This is a genomic window from Halolactibacillus halophilus (genome assembly GCF_900115605.1).
Classification (GTDB): Bacteria; Bacillota; Bacilli; order Bacillales; family Amphibacillaceae; genus Halolactibacillus; species Halolactibacillus halophilus.
This window is the reverse complement of sequence record NZ_FOXC01000061.1, coordinates 1-7,173: the sequence shown is the minus strand read 5'-3', so window position 1 is coordinate 7,173 and position 7,173 is coordinate 1. Positions and strand designations below refer to the sequence as shown.

The window sequence follows — 7,173 nt, the reverse complement described above, 5'->3', positions numbered from 1 at the left end:
AATATGCCGGCGTTGATTTTATCTGCGCTTAAACTGGATATTTTCGCATCGTCTATTGACGCATTAGCTATCTTTGCATTGGTGATTGCTGCATCAGCAATCTTAGCAGAGTCAACAGCTAAATCAGCTATCTTTGCGTTAGTAATCGCGGCGTTTTGTATTTGACCTGCGCTGACAGCCAACGTACCTATTTTAGCATTAGTAATAGCACCATTGGCAATATGTGCATTTTGAATAATACCACTACTTATGAGTGTAGTACCATCCAACTCAATTAAAGATGCTTTAATTCGTATGCCTTCTTGCGAAAGATTTAGGCTTGATACAATACCGTCCACATCAACTTTAAGATCAATCTGGTTAGACATAGTGGTGATACTACCTTCTGCTATAGACATTCGACCCGTCAATTCATTTACTTCTGTCGTAGTCGCACGCTGTGTGATCGCCAACTCGTTTTGTTCGATAAGAGTTGTATGGTTAGATATTACCAAAGCATTATCATCTATCTGTGCTTGTACGTCTTCTGGTGCTGGTGTCCAGTCTGTTGCTTTGTTGCCTTTTTCAACCTTAACTTCAACTTCTTCCTTAGTTCTTCCATCTAAAAAGTTATTTCTAAAAACAATTCGCATAAAAGCGATTCTTTCATCATTAGGAATTTGAATTGTTGTACCACCTGACATATTACCGTAATCACTAATATGCACTTTATTAATATCATAATAAAAGAGTTGGTCAGTTCTCACAGGCGACACATAGTAAGTGGCGTTCAACTCAACTGGCATAAAACCACTTGTTAATGCTCCCGTTGAAGGTAACGGATTACCAGATGCCCACGCAAGTAATGTATCCTCAAGTGCGTCTTTAATAACAAAATAGTTCCTACCACCAATTTCTATGTCACTTATAGCACTCTGCACATAAGTTGCATCAACTTTACTTCCAAGTCCTAACTCATTTTGATAAATTCGCGTTTCGTGTGATTCAAGATTTGTGACAATTCCATTTATGTCGGTCTGATATTTTGTTACACTAACCACGTTGTCAAATTTATTATCTAATTGCGTTATAGTGTAGACGCTATTCGCATCTGCTTTACTTAACAATTGTCCATCTACATAAGTTAAATCAGCCTTATTAGCAATGTCAGTAAGTAACTCATTTTTAGTAGATGATACTTCACTATCTGTATATTGCTTAGCATCTTGCTGAATTAACTCCTTTGCTTGTTGAGATAATTGTTCAAATGTCACTGCGCCATCTGCAATTGTATTTAACTTACGCAACTCCGCTGCAATACTCTCACCAAACAAAATATCATCGCTAATAACACGTACAGTCGATGCGCTTACCTGGGCGCTAAATTCTCCTGGTGTTCCCTGCGTATTTACAGCACGTATGCGATAGTACCAAACTTGATCTGTTGCAACCTCGTGATTAAAACCACTGACTCGACCACGATATAATAAATGTTGACTGTCTGGTATAAAGTCCATGACTTGCGAGCCGTATACTTCATAGCTGTTGATATAGATATGACTATCATAGTCCCAGTGTAACTGTATTGTTTGAAATCCCCCGGTTGCCGAAACATTAACTGGTGTGCTAGGCTTCGTATTCGGAAAGTTTTCGTTATTAATTATTGGATGGTCCCATTTTCCTCTATCGCGATCAATTGTTTCTTCTAATTCTCCAATGCGGTCATCATCTAACTCTAAAAACTGTCCCATCTCAATAACCATTGTTTCTTCAACATCTAATATGTCGTACTCCATAGCTATGATTCGTGTTTGTATTTCTACTGGTCTAGCAAAACGTCTATCGATTGCTTGAGCAGTATCACCCAAACTCACCGTTTCATTAAACAAATCCACTGACAATCGATAATTTATGGCGATTTGACTAGCTGAATCCTGTAAATAGTTCCAAGTAGCTTGCAATAATTCTGATGGATCGTCATAGTCTTGATTACTGTATATGCCAAAGCGATGCTTTGTTCCGTTTTCATAGCCTAGTTGTGTTAATAAATTAGGATCACCAATCCACTTTTGACCTAACGGTTTATCTACTGGATCACCATTTACTATGGACCACTCAACATCCTCAAAATCAATATAGCGTGTGTAACCATCATTTTCAGTTTGTAGACTCGCACCACGCCCATACAAAGCTGTTTTAGGGTAACTAAGTATAGTCCTACCTATCTCTGTCGTGTTATGGTCGATTTCAAATCGTTGACCAATATCCGCCCCGAATCGTTGAATTAGTTTAATTTTGCAAGCAACAATCTCATTAGTCTCTTCATCAAACACTACAACGTCCTTAACTTCTCCACCCCATGTGTTCTTTGTTTTCCAAATAGCTTCTATACTCGTGAGATAATAAAAGTTTGTTGACGATAGACCTAATGATATCTCTACTTCACCAATCCAACGAGTACCTTCTAATGCGGCATTTAACGCTTTATCTGCAGTGCTATCAATAAATCGTCTATCAACAACAATATGATCTGTTAATTCCGCTAAAAATACAGGCTCACATGTTGCGGTTGTTTCAGGACCATCTAAAGTATCAATATCATCTAATTCGCGAATAACCATCATGCGCCAATCGCCTTCATGATCTTTGAAAACAACCTTGTTTTCTTCTTTTACATGTTTCACGTTGTCGTGATCTGATTCTATTGTGAAAGAGAAAGGTTCTGCGGGCACATTATTTACTTCCATTCGATAATATGCACTTAACAGACCTGTGTCTTCACTTAGAATAGATATGAGTTTTTCGTCTTGACTAAAAAGATATAACTCTGACATGATCACCCTCCTTTCCTATATGACGTATCGAACTAATGAAATCTTTCATCATAAGTTAATGTACAATCATGACTCGCACTAATGTCAATTGTTCCTGGTTGTAACAACTCATAATTTGTTTTTAATCTCACTGCACTCCTTAGATCATGGCCATTCAACAAAACTTCGCGTCCATCATATTTTATAACGAGGTTATCTCCTGCTATAAATTGATAGCCTAAAAGTACATACAAACCTTGATTTGTGGTTAATTCAAAAGAACTTGTATTTTGAGTGAATGTTACTTCTACTATCCAAGGTGTTTTTTCTTGGCCGACAATGTTATCAGTTGTTGTTGTACTAGTAACATTAATTATTTCTTGTTGTCCCAGCGTTTCTTTAGCAACAAATGACAATGTCCCTTCTCTTAACCAAGCTATTTTTTCTAAGTCTATACCCTCTTGTAAAACTGCAAGATAGATTCTCCCTGGTTCATCACTAAATGATAGTCTTGTCCAATCGTCTGTGACTAACCAATTTGTTAATTTTTCCACTACTTCAATATGTTTTTCGTCTGTTTTCGTCTTAAAACCGATTGGTTGTTGTATCGTTAATAATCCCCTATCATTTTTTCTTATTCTATAACTACTACCGTTCTTTCTGATATCTCTTTTAATAGGATGGAAGGCTGATTTTGAACGTCCGCGAAGTAAATATATATCATTATTGATTTGATCATTAAAAATCATAATTGGGTTGTTCATTACGGTCTTCTCCCCCTTTTAAATTGTTTTCTTGCTTGAATACTGCTTATAACTGGTTCCAATTGCTTGCCGTCTAAGTAGGTATGATTATCTTTAGACAGAATAGCAGTCAATAATTCATTTTGTTCTAACGTTGCAGTTAATAGTTCTTTTGTATAATCAATAACTGACGTTTGTCTGATAGATTGATTAGGTACAGTAGCTTGCTTTCCTAACAACGCTAACAGCTTATTGAAAGAATTATTCCTCAAAGAGTTTACTATTCTATCTGCTTCACCATCAGGACTTATTCCAGTAGCATAACCAGGCATACTATTAAAGGCTTTCATGATATTCTTTGTTTCTTCATTTGTGAAAACTTGATAACCTGCAGGGCGCTTATACATACCAAACTCAAGCATTTCCCATCGATTACCTAGCCGACCAAGTTCAGGACCTTCTTCACCCGCAAGAAAAGGACCACCAGGATGGTAGTCTGTACCTTTTGCATACTCTTGATAGCCACCTCCACCAACCAAGCCGATGTTTGCTGAGTCGCCTGTTTTAAAACCTGAATATCTAGCATGAAACTTAACATTAACAATGCGACTTTGATATATCGTACGACCAGCTATTTCATTTATGTTTTCTAATTCTTTTTTAGCTGCATCCAGCTTAGAAATTTGTTCTCCTAACTCCTTAGCTTGGTCTTTATAAGCTTGCGTGTTACCGTCATTTTCTCTACTTAATTCGATGTATTTTTGTCGTTTTTTCTCTAATGTTTCAATTTCACTCTCGACGGTTTTTAGTCCTTTACCTTTTTCAGCATTAATGTTTACTTGTTTAAGGATCATTGCTTCATATTCGCCGGCTAGATCATTAAATGCTGCTAGTTCTTCTTTGGTATCATCTAAAGATTCTTTTTTCTTTGAAATAGTTTTATCAATCTTAGAAATTATTTCTTCATGTCCTTCTTTTTGACTAACTAAAAGTCTCCGCGCTTCTTCCTCTTGCAGCAACTTTTCACTTAGCTTTAAACGTTCTTCGCCTGATAATGTGCTCATTTCTTTTTTGATGTCCGCAATATCTAAATCTTTTTGTTTAAGTTCTTCAGAAAGTTTATTCAATTCATCAAGCCTAGTGGAGCGATCACTCTCTTGTTTAGCTATTTCAATTTGCAAATCTTTTTGCTTTTCCAAAGCAACTTTATGATTATTCAATTCCTCGGTGATAGCATCATAAGTATCATTCATAAGCCTATTTCTCTCTGCTTCATTTAAATCTTCGAGTTTTTCTAAGACGTCCGCATAGGCATTTCCTTGATCAGAAATAACTGACGAAGTTGCAGGTGCTTTTTTCACAACTTCTTCATTTAATTCTAAAAATTCTTCCATCTCTTCATTTGTTAACTTTGACTTTTTTAATAAGTCGGCTTGTTCATCTTTCAATTTTTCTATTGTCTTTTCGGTTTTAGCTTCTTTTAGCTCATCAGAAATATCCATGTATCTGAGAATTTCATCAGATGAAAGTTTATTTTTCTCCTGTAACGCACCGAATTTTTCAATAAGTTCATCAACAGATTCAATTTCTTTTTTTCTCGTGTCGATTGAACTAAGTGTATCTTCTAAATTCTCCTCCGTCGCTTTACTTAACCCATAAGTAACGGCAGTCAATCCAGCGACTCCAGCGACTGCCATTCCAACTGGTCCAGTCAGCCCTAATGCGCCAAGTTTACCAAGTAATGCTGTTCCGCCTGCTTTACCTAATAAAGCCGACAGCGAACCACCAACTTTTAATAGTCCACCAATACCTGAGCTTAAACCTCCAACTACAGATAAAACAGGACCAGCAGCTGCGGCAATACCACCAAACATGATGATATTTTTCTTACCTTCTTCATCCAATTCTTCAAACCATTCTGTTACACCCTCAATACCATCTTTTACATCCGGCAATACCTCTCTCGTGAAATCAAGCAAAGTTTCCCCAACAGGCAGTAATACTTCTTTAGCTTCACGCCAAGTTGATTTCCATTGCCTTGATATCGAGCGTTCTGTATTCTTAGTCATATCGTCCATTGTTCCGTCTACATCTTCTAGACCATCTCCGATATCTCCAAGGGCATACATCGCTTCTGATTCTAAATCCTCGAATTTGGTACCAAATAACTCAACACCTACCTGGTTAGCAGAGACTTGGTCATCCATGCCCTTCAATTCTTTTAATACCGCATTTGATACATCTTTTACAGTTTTATCACCTTTATTAAATTCCTTCCAAACTGTCTGAGTTTCTTCAGATAATTTATCCATCGCATCTGACGTTGTTTTAGACCCGTCTTTTACACGAATTTGGAATTCTTTCATGACATCATTGATGTAATCAAGGTTGTAAACACCTGCTTCTGTACCTTTCTGCAGTAATTCAAAGTATTCTTCAGCTGAATAGCCCATATTACCAAACAAAGTGGAATACTCACTCAGATTATCAAACATCTCATTACTAAAATTAAGTCCGTTCTGTGCCCCTTTAGCCATTAAATCAAAGGCTTCATCAGCTTCAAGACCGAATCCCTTCATGATGTTATTTCCTGCTCGCGTGACTTCATTTACGTCTGATTCGAACGTGTCAGCAAGTAAAAAAGCTTTCTCTGTAATTCGTTCTAAATCTTCATTGTTTAAGTCACGTATATTCTGTTTTGTTTGTAATAAAGCAGTATCAATTTCTTCTGCACTTTCTCCAAATCCGTTTTTATAAATATTTCGTGAGATATCGGTCAGTTCTTTGGTTTCTTCTGCAGTTAAACCCAGTGAGTTTTGTATTTTCACCGCGGAATCCTCATAGCTAGATGCGACGAGCCCCATCGCTGTTCCCATACCAATAACGGCGGGTGTGACAGTCTTAGATAAGGCATTTCCGACACCAGATGCTTTGTCGCCGAAATTCTTCATTTTGTTACCGGCACTATCCAATGTATTCCCAAGCTTCGTCCAATTAGAATTAGCGATGCGTTGCTCTTCCCTTAACTGAGATAAATCTTTTTCAACGCGTTCAACATACCGACTTAAATTGTTTAAAGCAGCAACTTGATTGTTATACTCTTTTGCGGCCTTTTGTGCTTCTTCCGAACCTTCGCCATGCTCTTTTACCATCTTCTCATAGCTTTTTCTAGCGCTATCTGTAACGGCTTGTTGTACCTCTAACTTCTTATTTAATCCGTTCAGACGCGTTTCATATTTAACGATGGTTTTATCACTGCGATCAAATGCAGACATGTTAGCTTTCATTTCACTATTTACAGTGGTTAATTGGGATTTTAAATCTTTTAGACCTGAGTTGATTTTCATCGTTTCTAAATCTAACTCAATGGATAGACCTTCAATTCTTTCTGCCATTATTTATCCTCCCTTCTTAACCGCCAAAAGCCTTTATAAGCGACTTCTCTTCTCTTGGCTTATTTTTATCTTGCATCAGTTGTACAACATAATGGATGGGCATATCGAGTATCTCGTTAATGTCTTTACCTTTATCCATCAATTTTAGGATGAGTTTATCTAAGTATTCAGCTTGCTTGGCGATAGAAAAATCCTCATCCGTTAATTTTTCTTCGCCAGAAAGTTTTTTGTTTCATCAGATTG

The 7,173-nt window shown here is 37.1% G+C and carries 4 protein-coding genes; all 4 read right to left on the bottom strand.

What is annotated here, in order from left to right; all coding sequences use genetic code 11:
* Window positions 1-2,813 (bottom strand): phage tail protein (locus BM098_RS12730; protein WP_200795853.1); only part of this gene is annotated, 2,813 nt, incomplete at its 3' end.
* 32 nt (window positions 2,814-2,845) lie between these two features.
* Entirely contained in the window at window positions 2,846-3,556 is a 711-nt protein-coding gene (locus BM098_RS12725; RefSeq protein WP_089833957.1) for a distal tail protein Dit, read from the bottom strand.
* Window positions 3,556-6,930: a phage tail tape measure protein gene (locus BM098_RS12720; protein ID WP_089833956.1), complete on the bottom strand. Its 3,375-nt coding sequence runs from the start codon at window positions 6,928-6,930 to the stop codon at window positions 3,556-3,558. The genes BM098_RS12725 and BM098_RS12720 overlap by 1 nt, the downstream gene beginning before the upstream one ends.
* 16 nt (window positions 6,931-6,946) lie before the next feature.
* A complete protein-coding gene (gene gpGT / locus BM098_RS13900) occupies window positions 6,947-7,069 on the bottom strand; it encodes a phage tail assembly chaperone GT (protein WP_268762411.1) in 123 nt (40 codons plus the stop codon).
* Window positions 7,070-7,173: the final 104 nt, after the last annotated feature.

What these genes read in the sequence shown, in the direction of transcription:
- gpGT (WP_268762411.1), bottom strand. Translation starts at nt 7,069, where the DNA reads ATGGATAAAGGTAAAGACATTAACGAGATACTCGATATGCCCATCCAT.
- BM098_RS12725 (WP_089833957.1), bottom strand. Translation starts at nt 3,556, where the DNA reads ATGAACAACCCAATTATGATTTTTAATGATCAAATCAATAATGATATA.
- BM098_RS12720 (WP_089833956.1), bottom strand. Translation starts at nt 6,930, where the DNA reads ATGGCAGAAAGAATTGAAGGTCTATCCATTGAGTTAGATTTAGAAACG.